Here is a 20435-nt window from a genome sequence, read left to right on the forward strand (position 1 = left end):
GATCAGCGTCGTTACGGGGCTGGTTTGATGAAAAAAATGGCCGCTACCGCTTATCCATCAAGCGCTTTACGCTCTGCTTTTTATAGCAGACCTACTGTTTCACCACGTCCGCCCCTGCAGGCGGCTTGAACTGGAAGGTACCGGCGGGCAGGCTGGCGTTGGCCTGCATGCCGTTGAAGCGGATGTTCGAGCGCTGGCCGAAGCTGTCTTCAATGTCCAGCGCCGCCAGCTGCTCGCCCGCAAAGCCCACGCGCACGCTGCGCAGCTGGCCGTCGCGCGTCTTGGGGGTGGCCAGCACCCACTGCAGCCCGTCCTTGTCGGGGGCGGCTTCGAGCGTGAACTCGGCCTTGAGCGCGGACATGTCCGGGGCCGACGCCAGCAGCGCGGCAGGCGTGGTACCCAGTGCCTGCGACTGTGAGCGCTGCGTGACCTGGTTCAGGTCCACGTCGTGCAGCCACAGCGTCTGGCCGTCGGCCACGATGGTCTGCTCGAATGGCTTCTTGTAGACGAACTTGAAGCGGCCCGGGCGCTGGAATTCGAAGCTGCCGCTGGACTGCTTGGTGCGCGCGGCCTGCCCGTCCTTGGGCGGCGAGGTCACGGTCTGCGTGAAGTCCGCCTTGCCGGTCTGCGTGCCCTTCATGAAGGATTCCAGGCTTTTTAAGCCGTCAGCGCTTGCTGTGCTTGCCGCAGCAGCTATCAAAATTGCAGTAGCGATCGTTTTCAACAGAAACTCCTGTGGGGGGATGCGGGCCGGACTTGCGGCCCGGTCCATCATTCGCTGCGGTTGGGCACTAGCACTTCGCGCTGGCCGCTGGCTGTAAGGCCGCTCACGAGTCCTGCCTTTTCCATGTCTTCCAGCAGCCGCGCCGAGCGGTTGTAGCCAATGCGCAGCTTGCGCTGCACGTACGAGATGCTCGCCTTGCGGTCCTTGAGCACCACTTCGACGGCCTGGTCGTACATGGGGTCCTTCTCGCCCCCTTCGCCACCGCCGCCTTCTGCTGAAAGATCGCCGTCACCATCCACAGTTCCGCCTTCGAGCACGCCCTCTATGTAGTCCGGCTCCCCTTGTTCCTTGAGGTAGCTGACGACACGGTGTACTTCGTCGTCCGACACAAAGGCCCCGTGCACCCGGATCGGCAGCCCCGTGCCGCTGGCCATGTAGAGCATGTCGCCCATGCCGAGCAACGCCTCGGCGCCCATCTGGTCGAGGATGGTGCGGCTGTCGATCTTGCTGCCCACCGAGAACGCGATGCGGGTGGGGATGTTGGCCTTGATCAGCCCGGTGATCACGTCCACGCTGGGGCGCTGGGTGGCCAGGATCAGGTGGATGCCGGCCGCCCGCGCCTTCTGGGCCAGGCGGGCGATCAGCTCTTCGATCTTCTTGCCCACCACCATCATCAGGTCGGCCAGCTCGTCGATGATGACCACGATGTGCGGCAGGCGCTGCAGCGGCTCGGGCTCCTCTGGGGTCAGGCTGAAGGGGTTGTAGATGAACTCTTCCTTCGCCTTGGCATCGTCGATCTTGGCGTTGTAGCCCGCCAGGTTGCGCACGCCCAGCTTGCTCATGAGCTTGTAGCGGCGCTCCATCTCGGCCACGCACCAGTTCAGGCCGTGCGCGGCCTGCTTCATATCAGTGACCACGGGCGCCAGCAGGTGCGGAATGCCTTCGTAGACCGACATTTCCAGCATCTTGGGGTCGATCATCAAGAGGCGCACATCCCGCGCCTCGGCCTTGTACAAAAGCGACAGGATCATCGCGTTGATCCCCACCGACTTGCCCGAGCCCGTCGTACCCGCCACCAGCACGTGCGGCATCTTGGCCAGGTCGGCCACCACCGGGTTGCCCACGATGTCCTTGCCCAGACCCATGGTGAGCATGCTCCGGGCGTCGGCATACACCTGAGAGCCCAGGATCTCCGACAGGCGGATGCTCTGGCGCTTGGCGTTGGGCAGCTCCAGCGCCATGTAGTTCTTGCCCGGAATGGTCTCGATCACGCGGATGGACACCAGGCTCAGCGAGCGCGCCAGGTCCTTGGCCAGGCCCACGATCTGCGAGCCCTTCACGCCCGTCGCCGGCTCGATTTCGTAGCGCGTGATCACCGGGCCCGGCATGGCGGCCACCACGCGCACCTCCACGCCGAAGTCCTTGAGCTTCTTCTCGATGAGGCGGCTGGTCATCTCCAGCGTCTCGGGGGCCACCGTTTCCTGGCGCTGCTGCGCGCTGTCGAGCAGGTCCACCAGCGGCAGCTTGCTGTCGGGCATCTCGGTGAACAAGGGCTTTTGCCGCTCCTTCACCACGCGGGTGCTTTGCGGCACGTCCACCAGCACGGGCTCGATGATCTGGATGGGCGCCGGGTGATGCCCCTCGATCTCGGTGCGCTCCTCCTGCACCACCACCTCGCGCTCACGCGCGGCCTTGCGGCCCACGGCCACATCCTTGGCCACCTCGCGCTGGGCCAGGCGCGACTGCACCAGGGCGTCAATGCGCGACCCCAACGCCTCGGCCACGTGCCCCCACGAGAATCGAAACACCAGCGCCGCGCCCAGCACCGCCAGCACGATCGCCAGCAGGCCGGACCCGGTGAAACCCAGCCACTTCACGCTGGCAGGACCGGTGACATACCCCAGCACGCCACCCGCGTGGCCGGGCAGATAGGACTCGAACCGGTACAGCCGCGACCATTCCAGCGCCGTGCTCGCACACATCAACACCACCAGCCCCAGCCAAAAGACACTGCGGCGCACCCCCGGGCTCGCGGCCCCAGCGGGCACCTCGCCGCCGCGCATCCACCGCGCCAGCGACGACAGCCAGGCCCGCACGCCCGCCGCCACGCACCACCACACGGAAAACCCGAGCGCAAAATAGCTGCCATCGGCCAGCCAAGCCCCCAGGCGCCCCGCCCAGTTCGCCACCATGTGCGAGTCACTGGCCCCAGACGTGGACCAGGCGGCATCCTGCGCGGAGTAGCTCACCAGCGCCAGCAACCAGAAAACCAGGGCCAGCAGGCCCGCCATGAGGGCGATTTCATGGCCAAAACGGGCAGCCCCCGTTCGGGGCGGCGACTTGGCCGCGGACGATGCGTTCAGGGTGTTGAGGGAGTAGGTCATAGGCGTGCCGGGCGAGCTTAACGCAAGCGCCGGCGCAGCAAGAGCGGCCGAGCGGTATGGTCAGCCCAGTGCGTTCAACCGCTCCTTGAGCAGCGTCGCACCGCTCGGAAGGACCTCGATGAAACCGCGCTCCTCCAGGTCTTTCATCACGCGGCTGACCATCTCGCGCGAGGCGCCGACCATCTTGGCCAGATCCTGGCGCGAGATCTTTTCCTTGATCGTCAGCTGGCCCTGGGCGTCGGGAACGGCAAAGTCCAGCAGCGCATGGGCCACACGGCCGTAGACGTCCAGCAGCGCGAGGGACTCGATCTTTCGGTCGGCATGGCGCAGGCGCTTGACCAGGCCGCGCATCACCACCAGCGCCATGGAGGCGTTCTCGGTGAGGCAACGGGCAAACTCGGTGCGGCCCAGCATCAGCACGTCGGTCTGCACCTCGGCGCGCACGGTGGCCGAATGGGGTTCGTTGTCGATGATGCTCATCTCGCCCAGATAGTCGCCCTGCGACAGCGTGGCCAGGATCACCTCCCGGCCCCGGCTGTCGGCGGTCATGACGCGGGCGCGGCCGGTGAGCAGGATGAACAGTGCATTGGACTTCTGGCCCTGCTCCACCAGCGCCTCCCCGCGCTTGAACCGGCGCTTAATCACCGCCCCGCTGATCACCTCGGCCTGGCTCATGGTGAGCAGCGAGAACAGGGGCACCCGGCGCAGCAGGTCCAGGTTGGACAACATGGTCGACATGCAAGCTTCTCCTCTCAAAGACGGGGCGCGGCTTCACCGGCGCCGCAACGGGTGGATCAATCGGTTCTTACAATCGCGGTGATTGAAAAAGGGGCCGCTTGTGCGAGCGGGCGCCGGTTGATACTCGACGGCTCAACCCCCAGATTCCCAACAGCGCCCCGTGTAGCGGGCGCAAAACACAGGCTTTTACCATGTCCACCACCCAACACGCGAAAGTTCTGATCCTGGGCTCGGGCCCCGCAGGCTATACCGCAGCGGTCTATGCCGCGCGCGCCAACCTGAACCCGGTGCTCATCACCGGCATGGCCCAGGGCGGCCAGCTGATGACCACGACCGAGGTGGACAACTGGCCCGCCGACGTGCATGGCGTGCAGGGCCCGGACCTGATGCAGCGTTTCCTGGAGCACGCCGAGCGCTTCAAGACTCAAGTCATCTTCGACCACATCAACAAGGTCGACTTCAGCAAGCGCCCCTTCACGCTGACTGGCGACAGCGGCACCTACACCTGCGACGCGCTGATCCTGGCCACTGGCGCATCGGCCAAATACCTGGGTCTGCCCTCCGAAGAGGCTTTCATGGGCAAGGGCGTGTCGGGTTGCGCCACCTGCGACGGTTTCTTCTACCGCGACCAGGACGTGTGCGTGGTCGGCGGCGGCAACACGGCCGTGGAGGAGGCGCTGTACCTGTCGAACATCGCGCGCAAGGTCACGCTGGTGCACCGCCGCGACAAGTTCAAGGCCGAGCCCATTCTGGTGGACAAGCTCAACGAGAAGGTCGCGGCCGGCAAGATCGAGCTCAAGCTGTTCCATACGCTGGACGAGGTGCTGGGCGACGCAACCGGCGTGACGGGCATCCGCATCAAGAGCACCAAGGATGGCAGCACGGAAGACATCCAGCTGCAGGGATGCTTCATCGCCATCGGCCACTCGCCCAATACCGAGATCTTCCAGGGCCAGCTCACGATGGAAAACGGCTACATCATCACCCAGGGCGGGCTCAAGGGTTTTGCCACCCAGACCAGCGTGCCCGGCGTGTTTGCCGCCGGCGACGTGCAGGACCACGTGTACCGCCAAGCCATCACCAGCGCCGGCACGGGCTGCATGGCCGCGCTGGACGCCCAGCGCTTCCTCGAACAAGAGGCTTGATGAAAAACGAGGCCGCAGGATATAATCTGCGGCTTTGCTGATTTGTCCCGCTTTGGCGGGACCGAAAAAACCGGCAAATCGGGTTACCGCCACCCTTTCTGGCGAGGTGAGGCCGCAAGCCATCCTGGGGACACTGCCCCGGGGCCGAGCGAGCGGCCGTTGACAAGTATCGGAGTGTCCTCATGGCACGCGTCTGCGACGTAACGGGCAAGAAGCCCATGACCGGGAACAACGTTTCCCACGCCAACAACAAAACCAAGCGCCGGTTCCTGCCGAACCTGCAATACCGCCGTTTCTGGGTTGAGAGCGAAAACCGCTGGGTGCGCCTGCGTGTTTCGAGCGCTGCCCTGCGTTTGATCGACAAGAACGGTATCGACTCGGTGCTCGCAGACCTGCGTGCCCGTGGCCAGGCTTAAGGAGTAGCACCATGGCAAGCAAAGGCGGACGCGACAAGATCAAGCTGGAATCCACTGCAGGTACCGGCCACTTCTACACGACGACCAAGAACAAGAAGACGATGCCCGAGAAGATGCTGATCATGAAATTTGATCCCAAGGCTCGCAAGCACGTCGAATACAAGGAAATGAAGCTGAAGTAATTCAGCCCGTTGCCTTCTCAAAAACCGCCCACCAGGGCGGTTTTTTTATGCCTGCCTGCCTATGCCCCCGGCGGCTGGCCAATGCACTCGGCCACGCAGAAGAAGCAGAAGACGAACAACAAAGCTCAGGCGGCCTTGCGCTGCGCAGGCATCCCGGCCATCTGCGCCGCCAGCAATGCGCCGAGCGTGCGGTAGCCCGCCTCGACCTCGGCGGTGAACGGCATCCCGCAGCTGAGTCGCAGGAAATGCTCATAACGGCCCGTATTGGAAAACATGGGGCCCGGGGCGACGCGGATGCCGTGCTGCAGGGCCTCGTCATACAGGCGCGTGGACGAGATGCCCATGGGCAGTTCCAGCCACAGGCTCAGCCCGCCGGGCGGCAGGCTCAGGCGGGTGCCCACCGGAAAATGCCGGGCCACCGCCCGCGCCGCCTGCTCGCGCTGGATGCGCAACTGCGCGCGCATGCGGCGCATGTGGCGCTCATAGGCCGGCGAATCCACGCTGCGCGCCGCCAGCAATTGCGACCAGGTCTGCATGTTGCGCGTGCGCGCGAATTTGATCATCTGCACGCGGGCCTGCCAGCGGCCCGCGCTCATCCAGCCCTGGCGCAGGCCGGGCGCAAAACTCTTGCTGAGCGACGCGCAATAGATCACCTGGCCGGCATCGCCCGGGCGGTCCCAGGCCTTGGCGGGCCGCAGCACCTGGGGCGACTCCACGAACTCCCGGTAAATGTCATCCTCGACAAGCGCCAGCCCGTGTTCCACACACAGGGCCACCAGGCGCTGCTTGTGGGGGTCGGGCATCACGCTGCCCAGGGGCATCTGCAGATGGGGGACCACCACCACCCCCTTGAGGCGCGGCTCGTTGCGCGCCGCCAGCTCCAGCGCCTCCAGCGACATGCCGGTGTGCGGGCTGCTCGGTATCTCCAGCGCACGCAGGCCCCGCACCTCAATGGCCTGCAGGATGCCGAAAAAGGTGGGGGACTCCACGGCAATCACATCCCCGGGCTCGGCAATGGCATCGAGGGCCAGGTTCACCGCTTCGGAATTGCCGAGCGTGGCACCGATGTCGGCGGGCGCCACGCTCACGCCGAACGTGAGGGCATGCCGCGCCATGGCGCGCTGAAACTCGGGGTGCGTGGTGGGGGCCGAGGGCCCATACACCAGGATGTCCGGCTGTTCGCGCAGCAGCCCATGGGCCAGCCGGTTGAGCGCTGCGGCGTCGAACAGACTGGGCGCGGGCATGGCACTGCCCAGGTCCAGCGGCAAGGGGCCGGCGCGGCGGGCTTTTTCGAGGAAGCCTGAAATGCGCTCGTTGATGCCCGCAAACATGCGCGGATCATGGGTCTGCGGTTCGTGCCAGTCTGGCTCGCGTGCCGCGGGCAGGGCCGGGCCGCCCGGTGCCCGCACGAAATAGCCCACGCGCTCACGCGCTTCCACGCACCCCTGGGACTCCAGGTAGCGCAGCACCTGCAGCGCGGTCGTCAGGCTGACCTGGTGGCGCTGGCAGAGTTCGCGCACCGAGGGCATGCGCATGCCGGGCGTGAGGCTTCCCGCGCCGATGGCCTGCTCATACAGGGCAGCCAGCTGGCGGTAGCGCGGGGTTTCGCGGGCGTCGGGCGAGGGTGAGGGCATGGCTGCGGCAAGAGATTCAGATTGCCGGGACGGCGCTGCCAGCCGCACTGTGCGGCCGGTCTGCACATGGTGCCAAAACAGCCGCCGCCGGAACAGATACAGAAATGTGCAGGAGCGACCATAACAGCCCCTCACCCATCGCAGCTGTTATGCCCCCTTGTTTCCGGGCGTGTGTCTGTCGGGCCGGGAGGGTTCTTTTTACGCTGGAGGCTTCCCAGTGACTGTTTTTCGGAGCCCGCCATGACCCAGCAACACACCCCCCTTCCCCCTGCCTTGACCCTGCCGCCCGGCCAGTGCCTCTGGCTCTGCCTGCACCCAGGCAGCCGGCTCTACGCCGTCTCGGGCGACGTGACCGTGCACTGGAGCCCGGCCAGCTTCGCGGAGGTGTGGCACACCCGCCCACACACACGGCTGGGCGCGGTGAGCAGGTGCTGAGCCACAGCGATACGCAGCCCGCCTGGGTGCAGATCCACAATGCCCGCGCGATCCCCGCCAAGATCCAGCTGGTGGAGGCCGCCCCTGCACCCAGCACGCTGCGAGCACTCTGGCGGGGTCTGCGTGCGGCGCTGCCCCGCACGCACAGGCCCGCAACGCGCAACATTCGCCATGCGGGATGAGCCCTGCACGGGCCGCAGGCCGGCAATAAAAAAGGCCTTGCCACGGGGCAAGGCCTTTTTGCAAAGCGGGACGGGACGGGACGGGGACGAATCAGCCGCTCAGGCCTGTGCCGCCCGCAGCCGCAGCGAGAACTCGCGCAATGCGGCAATGCCGCTTTCTTCCGCGCGGCGGCACCAGGCCTGCAGGTCGGCGGTCAGTTGCTCGCGCGAATGCGAGGTGTTCAGCCACAGCTGGCGTAGTTCTTCACGCATGGTGACCATCTTGTCGAGCGCGGGGTGGGCAGCACGTGCCTGGGCCAGGTGCGGCAGGGCGACCGCAGGCACCTTCTCGGCATCGCGGTGCAGCCAGCGCTTGGCCGCCTTCAGCACGGACGCATCGGCATTGCGCTCCTGGAGGGCGGCAATCTCGTCCTTGCACGCCTGGCGCACGCCACGGGCATAGCCCGCCATCACCTCGTAGCGGTGGGCGATCAGCGCCTCCAGCGTCTTCTCGTCCGCCACTGGCTTCACATCGCCCAGCTGCAGCTTGGGCGGGACCTTCTTGACGGTGGCCCAGCCCAGCTTCTGCATCAGGCTGATGTAGACCCAGCCGATGTCGAACTCATAGGGCTTGACTGAGAACTTGGCCGAAGTGGGATAGGTGTGGTGGTTGTTGTGCAGCTCTTCGCCACCGATGATCACGCCCCAGGGCGAGAGGTTGGTGCTGGCGTCCTGCGCCTCAAAATTGCGGTAGCCCCAGAAATGGCCCACACCGTTGACCACGCCGGCCGCCCAGAACGGAATCCAGAGCATCTGCACCGCCCACACGGCCGCGCCGATGGCGCCGAACAGCGCCAGGTTCAGGATCAGCATGAGGCCCACGCCCTGCCAGCCGAAGCGGGTGTAGACGTTGCGCTCCATCCAGTCGTCGGGTGTGCCGTGGCCGAACTTCTTGATCGTTTCCTGGTTCTTGGCTTCCGCGCGGTAGAGCTCCGCGCCGCGCCACATCACGGTGTCCAGGCCGCGGGTCTGGGGGCTGTGGGGGTCGTCGGCGGTTTCGCACTTGGCGTGGTGCTTGCGGTGGATGGCCACCCATTCCTTCGTGACCATGCCGGTGCCGATCCACAGCCAGAAACGGAAGAAGTGCGAAGGGATGGCATGCAGGTCGAGCGACCGGTGGGCCTGGGCGCGGTGCAGGAAGATCGTCACCCCCGCGATGGTGATGTGGGTGGTGGCCAGCGTGTAGAGCACGATCTGCCACCAGGCCAGGTTCCACAGCCCATGGCCCAGCCAGTCAATGGCAGCATTCAGCACAGCCCAATCGGGTAACAGCATATTCAACAGAAGCCTTACAACAAAGAAACCCGCTCACCATCGAAGCAGGCGGTCGATTTTAAGGTGACACCCTTTGGGAAAATCAGGGGTATCCATAGGAATTGCGCTGGTTTAGAGCTGCTTTTCCATCCAATTGTCGCCAATGGGTCGGATCCCCAAATGGGGGGCAGATTCAGCGCTTGCGGGTCCAGACCGCCGCGAAGAATCCGTCGGTCTGGTGCAGGTGGGGCCACAGCCGCAAATATCCACTGCCGGTTTCGCCGCCGCTGCACAGCCCCTGCGCGCCTTCCACCTTGAGCTGGACCAGCAGCTCGCCCGCATCCTGCAGCTCGAAATCCGGGTGGGCGGCGCTGAAGGCCTCGGCAATGGCCTCGTTTTCTTCGGGCAGGATGCTGCAGGTGGCGTACACCAGCCGCCCGCCAGGCTTGAGCAGACGGGCGGCACTGGCCAGGATGGCCGCCTGCTTGGCCGTCAGTTCCTGCACGGCCTTGGGCGTCTGGCGCCATTTCAGGTCGGGGTTGCGGCGCAGCGTGCCCAGGCCCGAGCACGGCGCGTCCACCAGCACCCGGTCGATCTTGCCCGCGAGGCGCTTGACGCGCTCGTCCCGCTCGTGCGCGATGGCGGCCGGGTGCACGTTCGACAGCCCGCTGCGCGCCAGACGCGGCTTGAGCGCATCGAGCCGGTGGCCCGACACGTCGAACGCATACAGCCGCCCCGTGTTGCGCATGCTGGCGCCGATGGCCAGCGTCTTGCCGCCCGCGCCCGCACAGAAGTCCACCACCATCTCGCCGCGCTTCGCGTCCAGCAGCAGGGCCAGCAGCTGCGAGCCCTCGTCCTGCACCTCGATGGCGCCGCGCGTGAAGGCATCCAGTTTGGTCAGCGCGGGCTTACCCTCAATGCGCAAACCCCAGGGCGAATACGGCGTTGCTACTGCTTTGATAGCTGCCTTGGCAAGCTCCTTCTGCGCTTCGGCCCTTTTTTCCTTCAAGGCGTTGACCCGCAGATCCAGCGGCGCGCTCTGGGTCATGCTCTCGACCAGAGGCCAGAAGCCTGCCCCCAGCTGGTCCTTGAGCGGCTGCACCAGCCATTCGGGCAGGTTGTGGCGGTGGCGCTCCATCAGGTCTTCGGGACGGATGGTGTCGCACTGGTCCAGCCAGTTTTTTTCCTGGTCGGTCAATGCGCTCTTGAGGAAATCGCGCTGGCCCTGCCCGGCGCTGCCGCTGGTGCCTCTGGCCTGCGCATCGACGTAATGCGCAAAGCCCAAAATCGCCAGCCGACGCTCCTTGGGGCCGGAGCCCGACGGCGCCAGGTGGTCGAACAGCAGCTTTTTGCGCAGCACGGTGTAGACCGTCTCGGCCAGCGTGGCGCGCTCGCGCGGGCCCAGGCCCCGGTTGTCGCGGAAGAAGCGCGACACCACGGCGTCTGCCGGGTGTTCAAAGGTGAGCGTCAGCCGGACGAGCTCGGCGCAGGTGTCAAGAAGAACTTTCGGATGCATAGCCCGCAATTGTCCCACCGAGGCGGCTCGGGGGCTGCACGGGCCGTTTCACGGGCCGCTACCGCGTGAAGACCGGATCGAACGCGTAGCGCTGGATTTCCTTGAGCGTGGGCGATTCGCCCGCCCACAGCGCCAGCGCCGGGCCCGGGATGCTCAGGTGGCGCTCTAGCGAGCGGCACAGCGCGTAGCGCCCGCCATCGTCCATGCCGGGCAGCTCCACAAACAGCAGGTACGCCCGCCGCTGCGGGTGTTCGCGCAAGTGCTTGCGCACCAGCCAGCAGCGGGCCACGGGCGCACAGCGGGCCAGCTCGGACTGCAGCTCCGCCAGCTCGAAGGGGTTGAGGTCATGCCGCGCGATCTGGCTGAAGAACGACGTGCCCGACAGCTCGTCCCACGCGCGCTCTTCCGATTCCTGCGCGCGCTCCAGGCGCTTGCGCCACTGCTTGAAGGCCGCTGCGTCGTGCTCCATGCCCAGGCGCGGGGTTTCCAGCTCGGCCAGGGCAGCGCGCGCGGCCCAATAGCGGTCGTTGCTGCCCGCGTCCCACAGGCGGTGCAGCAGCGCCAGCTTCCCGTCGCGGTCGTCCTCGGGCAGGCAGGGCACCAGCCCGCGCAGCGCGCCCGGGTGGTCGGGGCTGCGTTCCAGGGCCATGTCGTACAAGGCCCGCACGCTGGCATGCGGGTCCAGGTGGCGCTTGAGGCGGGCCAGCTCCACCAGATCGGCCGCCGAAGCCTGCGCTGCAGCGGCCTCCAGCGCCTCGGCGCGCGCGCGCACGCGGCCCAGCCAGGCGTGGTGCTGCTTCCACTCGGTGGCGTTGTCGCGGCACCATTGCTTGTCGAAGTGTTTCACCCAGCGTTTGGCCTCGTCGCCCAGTAGCGCCAGCGCCGTGCCGCGCGACCAGTCCGGCACGGTGGGGATGGCGTCGAGCGCCTCGATGCGGTCGCGCAGCCCGGGATGGGTGTCGTCCACGTCGCTCAGGCGCTTGAGCGCCTGGCGCAGCGCGTCGTTCGCAAACGCCGCATCGGGGGGCTGGGCCAGGCGCCGCCGCATGCTGCGGTAGGGGCCCACGGGCAGCGGATTGCCCGCGGCGGCGCACCAGTGGTCGCGCCAGAATTCCGACGCCAGCCAGGCGCCCCGGATCTCGATCTCGGCCAGCGCTGCGGCCGCCACCTCGCGGCCCAGCAGCTTGCCCGCGATGCGGTCGGCTTCGTACTCGTCCTGCCGCGCCAGGGCAAAGGTCTTGGCCGAAAAGCGTGGAAAGTACCAGCGCATGAAGGCCTGCGTGGCCGCCGCGGCCGGGCCCTGGTCGTCGGCCAGGCTGTGGTTCAGCCGCATCCATGAAAGCCGTGTGCGGTAGATCCAGGCGGCAAAGCGCCCATGGTCGCCGCGCAGGTGGCCGTATTCATGGGCCAGCACGGCCAGAAAGCGCGGGCGGTCCAGCGCCATCATCAGCGGCAGCCCGATGGTGAGGTGGTTGACGGCGCCGCCCAGCAGCCCGTAGCGCGGCACCTGCTCGATGCTGGCGTTGAACTCGGCGTTGAGCAGCACCTTGTGCAGGGGCGGCCCCTTGATCTTGCGGCGGATGCGGGCCAGCGCCTCGAACAGCTCGGGCGCCTCCAGCGCCGTGAGCTCCACGCCCTGCGGCGCGTCAAAGCGCACCCACAGGGCCCGCAGGCTCACCCACAGCAGGCCCGCCGCGCTGATGAGCAGCAGCACCAGCACCAGGCGAAACCGCCCCTGCAGCAACTGGGGCACCACCCACAGCACAATGGCGGCCGCCAGGCCCAGGCAGCCCAGCACCCAGGCATAGCCCAGCGCGGCAAACGCCGCCACGCTGCGGCGATAGGCGCGGCTGTTGTCGGCGCTGGCATGCTCGCTCATGCGCACCAGGTGCACAAAATCTGCCTGATCCACGGGCGTCCCTCACTTTGTTGATTCTTTGTCAACCGCCATCGTAACCACACCGCCCAATCGCCCCCATGACCGACGAAGACCTTCCCGCCCTCACACCCACGCCTCCCGGCCTGTACCGCCACTACAAGGGCATGCTGTATGAGGTGATCGACACCGTGCGCCACAGCGAAACGCTGGAGCCCATGACGCTGTACCGCGCGCTCTACGGCCAGCGCGGCCTGTGGGTGCGGCCCGCCGCCATGTTTCAGGAAGACGTGGTCATCGACGGCGTGCGCCGCCCCCGTTTCGAGAAGTGCCCGGAGGGCACGCCCCGCCCATAAGAGCCTGGGCGAAATATTGAATGAAATCGCCGCCCAGCGCTTACTGTCAAAGCGCTGACAGCTATCAATTAGATAGCATTCATCGCCTGCACCAGCGCACGCACCGCACGCGGGTAGATCACGTGCTCCTGCGTGAGCACGCGTGCCGCCAGCGCCTGGGCCGTGTCGCCCGGCAGCACCGGCACCACCGCCTGATCCAGGATCGGCCCCACATCCAGCTCGGCCGTCACCTGGTGCACCGTCACACCCGCAAACTTGCACCCGGCGTCGATGGCGCGTTGGTGCGTATGCAGGCCCGGAAACGCGGGCAGAAGCGATGGGTGGATGTTGATGAGCCGCCCTGCGTAATGCGCCACAAAGCCGGGCGTGAGAATGCGCATGAAGCCCGCCAGCACGACCAGCGCGGGAGCGTGCCGGTCGATGAGCGCGGCCAGCTCGGCATCAAACGCCTCGCGGCTGGCAAAGGCCTTGTGGTCCAGCGCCTCGGCGGCAATGCCCTGCTCGCGGGCAAACGCCAGGCCTTCGGCGGCGGGTTTGTTGCTGATGACGGCGGCCACCCGCGCGCCGTAGCGCTGCTCCCAGCTCTCCTGCTGCGCGGTGCGCACGATGGCCGCCATGTTGGAGCCGCCGCCGGAGATCAAAATGACGATGTTCTTCATAAATTGCCCCGGATTATCCCAGCCATGCCTTTTGATCCTGCGACTCGCCCCCTGACTCCCAACGAAGCCCGCGTGCTGGCCACCCTGATGGAAAAAGCCCGCACCGTGCCCGACAGCTACCCCATGTCGCTCAACGGCCTGGTCACCGGCTGCAACCAGAAAACCAGCCGCGACCCGGTGATGCAGCTGACCGACGCCGAGGCCCAGGAGGCGCTGGATTCGCTCAAGCTGCTGACCCTGGCGTTTGAGAGCAGCGGCAACCGCACCACGCGCTGGGAGCATAACTTCCAGCGCGGCGTGGGTGTGCCCGAGCAGTCGGCCGTGCTGCTGGGCCTGCTCATGCTGCGCGGGCCGCAGACGGCAGGCGAGCTGCGCATCAACGCCGAGCGCTGGTACCGTTTTGCCGACATCTCGTCGGTGGAAGCCTTTCTGGACGAGCTGCAGGAGCGCAGCCCCGAAAAGGGCGGTCCGCTGGTGGTGCTGCTGCCACGCGCCCCCGGCGCGCGCGAGCAACGCTGGGCACACCGGCTGTGCGGGCCGGTGGATACCACCGCCGTCAGCACTTCGGCCCCTGCGGGCAGCGGTGCGCCCGCCGCGCTGCAGGCCCGTGTCGACGCGCTGGAAAGCCAGGTCGCCGCCCTGCAGGCCACCGTGCAGCGGCTGTGCGCCGAGCTGGGCATGGCCGACGGAATGTCGCCACCCGGACAGGAATAAAACGAACGACCGTGCTACAAATGCGGATCACCTGGAGACAAACCGATGGATCTCGCATTTACCCCCGAAGAACAGGCGTTCCGCGAAGAAGTTCGCGCCTGGGTTCAAGCCAACCTGCCCAAGGACATTGCGCACAAGGTGCACAACGCCCTGCGCCTGACCCGCGACGACATGCAGGGCTGGGCCAAGATACTGGGCAAGAAGGGCTGGCTGGGCTTTGGCTGGCCCAAGGAGTTTGGCGGCCCCGGCTGGACCGCCGTGCAAAAGCACCTGTTTGAAGAAGAATGCGCGCTCGCTGGCGCGCCCCGCATCATCCCGTTCGGCCCGGTGATGGTGGCCCCGGTGATCATGGCGTTTGGCAACGCCGAACAACAAAAGCGCTTTCTGCCCGGCATCGCCAGCGGCGAAGTGTGGTGGAGCCAGGGCTACAGCGAACCCGGCTCGGGCTCGGACCTGGCCAGCGTCAAGACCCGCGCCGAGCGCGTGGGCGACAAGTACATCGTCAACGGCCAGAAGACCTGGACCACGCTGGGCCAGCACGGCGACTGGATGTTCAACCTGGTGCGCACCAGCAATGAAGGCAAGCCGCAAACCGGCATTTCCTTCCTGCTGCTGGACATGAAGTCCAAGGGCGTCACCGTGCGCCCCATCAAGCTGCTGGACGGCGAGTGCGAAGTCAACGAAGTGTTCTTCGACAACGTCGAAGTGCCCGCCGAAAACCTGATCGGCGAAGAGAACAAGGGCTGGACCTACGCCAAGCACCTGCTTTCGCACGAGCGCACCAACATTGCCGACGTGAACCGCAGCAAGCGCGAGCTGGAGCGCTTGAAGCGCATCGCTAAGGCCGAGGGCATGTGGGACGACCAGCGCTTCCGCGACCAGATCGCGCTGCTCGAAGTGGACATCGTCGCGCTCGAAATGCTGGTGCTGCGCGTGCTGTCGGCCGAGAAGAGCGGCAAGAACTCGCTCGACATTGCCGGCCTGCTCAAGATCAAGGGCAGCGAGATCCAGCAGCGCTACGCCGAGCTGATGATGCTGGCGGCCGGGCCGTTCAGCCTGCCCTTCATCGAAGAGGCCATGGAGGCCGGCTGGCAAGGCGACTTCCCGGGCGGCGTCACCGCCAACGCGCCGCTCGCATCCACCTACTTCAACCTGCGCAAGACCACCATCTACGGTGGCTCGAACGAAGTGCAGCGCAACATCGTGGCTCAGACCGTACTCGGCTGATCCCAAGTTCCAGGAGACAAGAACATGGATTTCGATTTTTCTGACGACCAGGAACAACTGCGCGACGCCGTGCGCAAGTGGGTGGACAAGGGCTACACCTTCGAGCGCCGCCGCGCCGCTGTCGCCGCTGGCGGTTTTGACCGCGCCGCCTGGGGCGAGCTGGCCGAGCTGGGCCTGACCGCGCTGACCGTGCCCGAGGCCCACGATGGCATGGGCCAGGGCGCCATCGATGCGATGGTGGTGGCCGAGGAACTGGGCCGCGGCATCGTGCTGGAGCCCATCGCCCAGTCCTTCATCGCCAGCAGCGTGCTGTCGAACTACGCACCGGCCGACGTCCAGTCCACCTGGCTGCCCCGCGTGGCCAGCGGCGAGGCGCTGATGGTGCTGGCGCAGCAGGAGCGCAAGGCCCGCTACCGCCTGGATGTTTGCGATGCAAAAGCGGCCCCAGCGCAATCTGGATATGCCCTGACAGCTACCAAAAGCATAGTACCCGCTGGTGACCAGGCCGACGCTTTCATCGTGCCCGCCCAGCTGGACGGCAAGATCGCCCTCTTCCTGGTGGAACGCACGGCCAGCGGCGTCAGCACGCAAGGCTACGTCACGCAGGACGGCAGCCGCGCCGCCGAAGTGAAGCTGGCCAATGTCCCCGCCACGCTCATCACCACCGACGGCCTGGCCGCGCTGGAGCTGGCCGTGGACACCGGCATTGCCGCTACCTGCGCCGAAGCTGTGGGCGTGATGGACAAGACCGTGTCGCTCACCGTCGAATACATGAACCAGCGCAAGCAGTTTGGCGTGTTCATCGCCAGCTTCCAGGCGCTGCGCCACCGCGTGGCCGACATGAAGATGCAGCTGGAGCTGGCCCGCTCGATGAGCTACTACGCCAGCCTGAAGCTGGGCGCCCCCGCCGACGAGCGCCGCCGCGCCATGGCCCGTGCCAAGGTGCAGCTGGGCCAATCGATGCGCTTTGTGGGCCAGCAGGCCGTGCAGCTGCATGGCGGCATCGGCGTGACGGATGAATACATCGGCAGCCACTATTTCAAGAAGCTCACGCAGCTCGAAATGACCTTTGGCGACACATTGCACCACCTGGGCGAAGTGTCGGCCCGCATGCAGGACACCGCCGGCGTTTTTGCCTGACGAGGACTGTCACGCAAGCATGCAATGCTCGTGGGCCCAGTGGCCCACGAGCATTTTTTATTTCTGGAGGTCCCCGCCATGTCCAAGACAGCTCCCTTTGCCGCCCTGCAGCGCCGTGCGCTGCTGGCCACTTTCACCACCGCTGCCGCGCTGGCCCTGGCCGGCTGCGCAGCTCCGCGCACCACCCCCGCGCTGGCCGACGCGCCGCCCATCGTGTTCGTGCACGGCAACGGCGACACCGCCGCGCTGTGGCAGACCACGCTGTGGCGTTTCGAGTCGAACGGCTGGCCGCGCGAGCGCCTGTACGCCATCGATGTGCCCTACCCGCTGGCGCGCGACGACGATGCCAAGCCCCAGCCCGGCCGCACCTCGGCTGCAGAGCACATGGCGCACCTCGAGGCCGAGGTGGACAAGGTGCTGAAGGCCACGGGCGCGAAGCAGGTCGTGCTGGTGGGCAATTCGCGCGGTGGCAACGCCATCCGCAACTACATCTACAACGGCGGCGGCAGCGCCACCGTGAGCCACGCCGTCCTGGGCGGCACGCCCAACCATGGCGTCTGGGCGATTCCGGGCTTTCGCGAGGGCAACGAGTTCTCGGGCACCGGCCCCTTCCTCACGGCCCTGAACGCCCCCAAGAACGCCGCAGGCGACGAGGTGAGCGGCCCGGTGCAATGGATGACCATCCGCTCGGACCACAACGACAAGTTTGCACAGCCCGACGGCCTGTGGATCGGCCAGAAAGGCAAGCCCACCAACGTCACCGCCGCCGGACCAGAACTCCAGGGTGCGCTGAACACCGTGATTGCGGGCATCGACCACCGCGAGACGTCCTACTCCAGCGCCGCTTTCGAGGCGACGTACCGCTTCATCACCGGCCGGGCACCCCAAACCACCCCCATCGTGGCCGAGAAGACCGTGCTGCTGGGCGGCAAGGTCACTGGCCTGGGCGTGGACCCGCTGGACCCGAAGTCGGGCAACTTCAGCAACAACCTGCCACTGGCCGGAGCCCAGCTGGAGGTGTACGCCACGCACCCCGCCACGGGCACCCGCACGGGCAGCGCACTGCTGCGCACGGTGGTGGGCGCCGACGGCCGGTGGGGCCCCCTGACCACCCAGCCCGGCGTACCGCTCGAATTTGTGGTGTCTGCCCCCGGCTACGCCACCACGCACATCTACCGCAGCGGCTTTCCCCGCAGCAGCCAGATCATCCATTTGCGGGCCGAACGCATGGCCGACGCGGACAAGGGCGCCGCATCGGTCGTCACGCTGACCCGCCCGCGTGGCTACCTGGACCCGGCGCGCGACCGGATGCTGCTGGACGGTGCGGCGCCCGCAGGCGTGCCGGCGGGCGCCGGGGTGGCCTCCGCCAAGGTCAAGCCCACCGGGGGCGTGCGGTCCATCGTGGCCGAGTTCAATGGCGAGAAGGTCACCGGCCAGACATGGCCTGCGGCCGAAGGGCGTGTGGTGATGCTCGAGATCAGCCAGTAACGCCGCGGCGCCGGGGCGGCGCCCCGGGGCAACAACGGGAATCCTGGATAATCGCCGGTTGTTTTTCATTCTGTCGGCATGGGACTCCCGTGCCCCGCGGCCCGCCCTGCGGCCGCCTGCAACCATCCAGCATCCATGAGCGCCACTGCGACCGACCCCAACCTCCAGCACCTCACCAAGGCCCGCGAACAGATCTCCCAGGGCGATCTGAAGAACGCGGCCCTGACGCTCAACAAAGCCAACCGCCAGTGGCCGCAAGACCCGCGCGTCTTCATGCTGGGGGCCCTGCTGGCCGAGAAGTCGGGCAATGTGCAGGGGGCGTTCGACGCGCTGCGCAAGTCCGTGGCGCTGGCCCCGGACTGGGGCCCGGGCCTTCTGGAGCTGGCCCTGCTGCTGGCCCGCCAGAACCAGTTCAAGGAAGCGGTGGAAACCGCCGAAAAGGTCGCGGCGCTGGAACCCAAGAACCTGCAGGTGCTGGCCGGCGTGATCGACATTGCCCACCGTGCCGGGCACACCGAGATGGCGATCCGCCACCTGCGCCGTGGGCTGGAGCTGGTGCCGGGTGACTTGAGCCTGAGCCGCCTGCTGGCCCGCGACCTGAGCAACCAGGGCGAACATGCCGCATCCGTGGCGCTCTGGACCGAGCTGGTAGCGGCACACCCGGGCGACACATCCGTGCACATGGGCCGAATCCGCGCCTGCATCGCTGCTGGCGAGCCCGCGCAGGCCCAAGCCAACGCAGAGGCTCTGCTGGCGATCGCGCCGGATGATCCGGTGGCGCGCTACTACGACCAGTGCACACGCGGCGAGACACCCCAAAGGCAGCCGGTAGCACTGGTCCAGGAGTTGTTCGACGGCATGGCCAGTTTGTATGACCAGCACGTGGTACGCGGATTGCGTTACCAACTTCCCAAGCAGGTGGCGGAGCAGCTCCTGGCGCACTACCCGGACCGGAACATCAATGTGCTGGACCTCGGCTGCGGTACCGGCCTGCTCGGTGTGAGTCTGGGCCCGCTGCAAGGCCACCTGATCGGTGTGGATGTGTCTCGTCCGATGATCGAACAGGCAGCCCGCCACAATCTGTACAGCCGCTTTCACACGGTGGACATGCATGATGCTCTGCGCGAAACACCGGAAGGCCTGTACCAGGTGGTAGCGGCGCTGGACTTGTTCAGCTATGCCGGGTCGCTGACCGAAGCCATACCCCACGCGCTGCGTCTGCTCGCGCCCGGCGGTACCTTCGTCGTGTCATGCGAACCTGCGGCTGAGGATGGCGCAGACATGGTGCTGCAAACCAACGGCCGTTATGCCCACAAGCTCAGCCACGTGAAAGTGCAGTGCCAGGCTGCGGGTTTCGCGTCAGTCGACGTTCAAGACACAGTGCTCTGGTACGAGAACAACGAACCGGTCCACGGCTTCGTTGTCACTGCGCGCAAGGCGACCTGATCAGTCGGTGCGGAGAACCCCTGTCTCCGCCATCGGCGCTATTGATCCACTGCGGCTATCGGTCACGCCAGCAGGCGTGACGACTTGGGCACGTGCGCCATCAAAAAATCCATCTGGTCGGCCAGGATGCGACGGTTGCGCAGGATGAAGTCTTCCCACAGGCTGGGCACGTAAGGCGTGTAAAGCAGCGGCATGCGGGCCTGCTCGGGGGTGCGCGGGCCCTTGCGGTGGTTGCAGGGGCGGCACGCGGTGACCACATTCATCCAGTGGTCCTGCCCATTGCGCGCAAAGGGCACGATGTGTTCACGCGTGAGGTGCTCTTCGTGGAAGTGGCCGCCGCAGTAGGCGCACACGTTGCGGTCGCGCGCAAACAGCTTGCTGTTGGTGAGGCTGGGCTTGAGGTCGAACGGATTGATGCTGGGCACGCCCTTGGTGCCGATGATGCTGTTGACCGCGATCACCGACTGTTCGCCCGAGACGGCGTTGTGCCCGCCGCGGAACACCGCCACCTGGCCGCCAGACTCCCAGCGCACCTCGTCGGCAGCGTAGTGGATCACGGCCTGTTCCAGCGTGATCCACGACTGGGGCAGCCCCTGGGCTGAGAGCTTCAAGACCTTCAAAACACGTCTCCTGGAACAGCACGTACACAACGGCACGCACACAAGGACATGACTCGCGCAAAACAGGGCGATTGCCAGCGACCCGCCCCACGGCGCGGGCACTGGTGGCCTTCGGACTTGCGCAAGTCCTCAAGGAATTCTGAACGCAGATGTCTCGCGGGCAGCCCTGCGCGGGGCCAACCGTGGGTCACAATATACTCCGTTTTCATGACAAATTGGCGTCCTGCGCTTGATGGGTATGCGCAGGGCGCTATCAAAAC

General features: G+C 66.5%; 18 protein-coding genes. 9 read left to right on the plus strand and 9 right to left on the minus strand.

Features of this window, described 5'->3' with window-relative positions; translation table 11 throughout:
• Nucleotides 1-91: 91 nt before the first annotated feature.
• From lolA to ACOQFS_RS16065, 3 genes are read right to left on the minus strand one after another with little or no spacing between them, the layout of a single operon-like run.
• Nucleotides 92-724, minus strand: coding sequence for an outer membrane lipoprotein chaperone LolA (lolA, locus tag ACOQFS_RS16055; RefSeq protein WP_421563827.1), 633 nt, complete (start codon nucleotides 722-724; stop codon nucleotides 92-94).
• Nucleotides 725-771: 47 nt separating this feature from the next.
• A complete protein-coding gene (locus ACOQFS_RS16060; RefSeq protein ID WP_421563828.1) occupies nucleotides 772-3108 on the minus strand; it encodes a DNA translocase FtsK in 2337 nt (778 codons plus the stop codon).
• Between the two features lie 60 nt (nucleotides 3109-3168).
• Nucleotides 3169-3846 carry a Crp/Fnr family transcriptional regulator gene (locus tag ACOQFS_RS16065; protein ID WP_421563829.1) on the minus strand — a complete coding sequence of 226 codons (678 nt, stop codon included), beginning with the start codon at nucleotides 3844-3846 and terminating at the stop codon, nucleotides 3169-3171.
• Between the two features lie 191 nt (nucleotides 3847-4037).
• Between ACOQFS_RS16065 and trxB the strand changes: the two genes are divergently transcribed.
• The 3 genes from trxB to rpmG all read left to right on the plus strand — a co-directional run bounded on the left by trxB (nucleotide 4038) and on the right by rpmG (nucleotide 5589).
• Nucleotides 4038-4991 carry a thioredoxin-disulfide reductase gene (trxB, locus tag ACOQFS_RS16070; protein WP_421563830.1) on the plus strand — a complete coding sequence of 318 codons (954 nt, stop codon included), beginning with the start codon at nucleotides 4038-4040 and terminating at the stop codon, nucleotides 4989-4991.
• 182 nt (nucleotides 4992-5173) lie between these two features.
• Nucleotides 5174-5407, plus strand: coding sequence for a 50S ribosomal protein L28 (gene rpmB, locus ACOQFS_RS16075; RefSeq protein ID WP_015013086.1), 234 nt, complete (start codon nucleotides 5174-5176; stop codon nucleotides 5405-5407).
• A gap of 11 nt (nucleotides 5408-5418) precedes the next feature.
• Nucleotides 5419-5589: a 50S ribosomal protein L33 gene (gene rpmG / locus ACOQFS_RS16080; protein WP_008904999.1), complete on the plus strand. Its 171-nt coding sequence runs from the start codon at nucleotides 5419-5421 to the stop codon at nucleotides 5587-5589.
• Nucleotides 5590-5714: 125 nt separating this feature from the next.
• On the opposite strand, the gene ACOQFS_RS16085 is transcribed toward rpmG, so the two are convergent.
• The 4 genes from ACOQFS_RS16085 to ACOQFS_RS16100 form a co-directional block, all read right to left on the minus strand.
• Nucleotides 5715-7223, minus strand: a complete 1509-nt coding sequence (locus tag ACOQFS_RS16085) for a PLP-dependent aminotransferase family protein (protein ID WP_421563831.1) — start codon at nucleotides 7221-7223, stop codon at nucleotides 5715-5717.
• Between the two features lie 716 nt (nucleotides 7224-7939).
• Nucleotides 7940-9154 (minus strand): DesA family fatty acid desaturase, encoded by a 1215-nt coding sequence (locus tag ACOQFS_RS16090; protein WP_421563832.1) that lies wholly within the window; start codon nucleotides 9152-9154, stop codon nucleotides 7940-7942.
• A gap of 172 nt (nucleotides 9155-9326) precedes the next feature.
• Nucleotides 9327-10649, minus strand: coding sequence for an RsmB/NOP family class I SAM-dependent RNA methyltransferase (locus ACOQFS_RS16095; RefSeq protein WP_421563833.1), 1323 nt, complete (start codon nucleotides 10647-10649; stop codon nucleotides 9327-9329).
• A 58-nt stretch (nucleotides 10650-10707) separates the two neighbouring features.
• Nucleotides 10708-12561: a M48 family metallopeptidase gene (locus ACOQFS_RS16100; RefSeq protein ID WP_421563834.1), complete on the minus strand. Its 1854-nt coding sequence runs from the start codon at nucleotides 12559-12561 to the stop codon at nucleotides 10708-10710.
• A gap of 65 nt (nucleotides 12562-12626) precedes the next feature.
• Between ACOQFS_RS16100 and ACOQFS_RS16105 the strand changes: the two genes are divergently transcribed.
• Nucleotides 12627-12881, plus strand: coding sequence for a DUF1653 domain-containing protein (locus ACOQFS_RS16105; protein ID WP_421563835.1), 255 nt, complete (start codon nucleotides 12627-12629; stop codon nucleotides 12879-12881).
• A gap of 68 nt (nucleotides 12882-12949) precedes the next feature.
• Here ACOQFS_RS16105 and purN read toward each other — a convergent pair whose 3' ends face one another.
• Nucleotides 12950-13540, minus strand: a complete 591-nt coding sequence (purN, locus tag ACOQFS_RS16110; RefSeq protein ID WP_421563836.1) for a phosphoribosylglycinamide formyltransferase — start codon at nucleotides 13538-13540, stop codon at nucleotides 12950-12952.
• Nucleotides 13541-13564: 24 nt separating this feature from the next.
• Here purN and ACOQFS_RS16115 point away from each other — a divergent pair, with 24 nt between their 5' ends.
• From ACOQFS_RS16115 to ACOQFS_RS16135, 5 genes are all read left to right on the plus strand, one after another.
• Nucleotides 13565-14254, plus strand: a complete 690-nt coding sequence (locus tag ACOQFS_RS16115; protein WP_421563837.1) for a YceH family protein — start codon at nucleotides 13565-13567, stop codon at nucleotides 14252-14254.
• A 45-nt stretch (nucleotides 14255-14299) separates the two neighbouring features.
• A complete protein-coding gene (locus ACOQFS_RS16120) occupies nucleotides 14300-15481 on the plus strand; it encodes an acyl-CoA dehydrogenase family protein (RefSeq protein WP_421563838.1) in 1182 nt (393 codons plus the stop codon).
• Nucleotides 15482-15505: 24 nt separating this feature from the next.
• Nucleotides 15506-16621, plus strand: a complete 1116-nt coding sequence (locus ACOQFS_RS16125) for an acyl-CoA dehydrogenase family protein (protein ID WP_421563839.1) — start codon at nucleotides 15506-15508, stop codon at nucleotides 16619-16621.
• 78 nt (nucleotides 16622-16699) lie between these two features.
• A complete protein-coding gene (locus ACOQFS_RS16130) occupies nucleotides 16700-18109 on the plus strand; it encodes an alpha/beta fold hydrolase (protein ID WP_421563840.1) in 1410 nt (469 codons plus the stop codon).
• Nucleotides 18110-18244: 135 nt separating this feature from the next.
• Nucleotides 18245-19555, plus strand: a complete 1311-nt coding sequence (locus tag ACOQFS_RS16135) for a tetratricopeptide repeat protein (protein ID WP_421563841.1) — start codon at nucleotides 18245-18247, stop codon at nucleotides 19553-19555.
• Nucleotides 19556-19617: 62 nt separating this feature from the next.
• On the opposite strand, the gene ACOQFS_RS16140 is transcribed toward ACOQFS_RS16135, so the two are convergent.
• Nucleotides 19618-20175, minus strand: coding sequence for an HNH endonuclease (locus tag ACOQFS_RS16140; RefSeq protein WP_421563842.1), 558 nt, complete (start codon nucleotides 20173-20175; stop codon nucleotides 19618-19620).
• Nucleotides 20176-20435 lie beyond the last annotated feature (260 nt).

This window comes from Paracidovorax sp. MALMAid1276 (assembly GCF_049198005.1).
Classification (GTDB): Bacteria; Pseudomonadota; Gammaproteobacteria; order Burkholderiales; family Burkholderiaceae_C; genus Acidovorax.